Raw genomic sequence first — 1,175 nt, forward strand, 5'->3', positions numbered from 1 at the left:
AATATCATCACGATTGGTAAGGATGTCGATGGTGATAAGATTTCCATTTTGAATAATGAAGGAAAAGTTCGTGTCCTTTCTGGTGTAGCAGAGGCAACTGTTTCAGCACAGTCAACAGATGCGGTTTCAGGTAAGCAGCTTTATGAGACCCTTCAGAATGTTGAGAAGTTGAATAGCAGCGCTAAGAGTGTCCAGGGGGATATTAGCAAGTTTGATAAGAATCTGAATGCTTATTTAGGTGGTGGTGCAGATGTACTGAAGGGAACAGCGCCCACTTATATCATTCAGAAGTATGGGTATATTGATATTGGAACAGCTTTTGAGGGTGTAAGTAGTTCGCTTAAAGATCTTTCAGTGAAGGCTGTCAGTGCACAAGAGAGTGTACAAGCGAGACTTGAGGATGAGAAGCTTGTCGAACAAGATGAGTTTCATGTTATCACGATTGGTAAGGATGTCGATGGTGAGGAGATTTCCATTGTCAACCAGGATGGAAAAGTTCGTGTCCTTTCTGGCGTTGCAGAGGCAACTGTTTCAGCACAGTCAACAGATGCGGTTTCAGGTAAGCAGCTTTATAAGCTAGATCAAAGCATTGAGAAGTTGAGTAGTAGTACTAAGGATGTGCAGGGGGATATTAGCAAGTTTGATAAGAATCTGAATGCTTATTTAGGTGGTGGCGCAGATGTACTGAAGGGAACAGCTCCCACTTATAGCATTCAGGGTAAAGGGCATGATAATATTGCCTCTGCCTTTGAGGGTGTTGGTGAGAAATTGACAGACCTTTCTGCAAAGGTTGGTGAAGCGACAAGTAGCTTTGAAACTAGAATGGAGAGTGAGAAGCTTGTCACGCAGGATCCTGTATCGAATCTGATCATGATTGGTGCCGAAACTGATGGTACTGAGATTAACATTACTAACAGTGAAGGAACAGTTCGTGTCCTTTCCGGTGTTGCGGAGGGAGATGTTTCAAAAGGCTCGAAAGATGCGGTTTCAGGTAAGCAGCTTTATGAGTTAGCTCAAAGCATTGAGAAGTTGAATAGCGGTGCTGAGAATGCGCAGACAAATATAGCAACCTTTAATAAGAATCTTAATATTTATTTAAGTGGTGCAGATGTTCTGAACGGTACGGCTCCGAAGTATACTATTCAAGATAAGGAGCATGATAATATTGCCTCTGC

1 pseudogene is annotated in these 1,175 nt (G+C 42.5%); it reads left to right on the plus strand.

Going from position 1 to position 1,175, the window contains the following annotated elements:
- Positions 1-1,175: pseudogene (locus tag J7R05_RS07175) on the plus strand (hypothetical protein); the annotation flags it as partial.

The sequence above is a fragment of the Bartonella capreoli genome (assembly GCF_902813205.1).
In the GTDB taxonomy this organism is placed as follows: Bacteria; Pseudomonadota; Alphaproteobacteria; order Rhizobiales; family Rhizobiaceae; genus Bartonella; species Bartonella schoenbuchensis.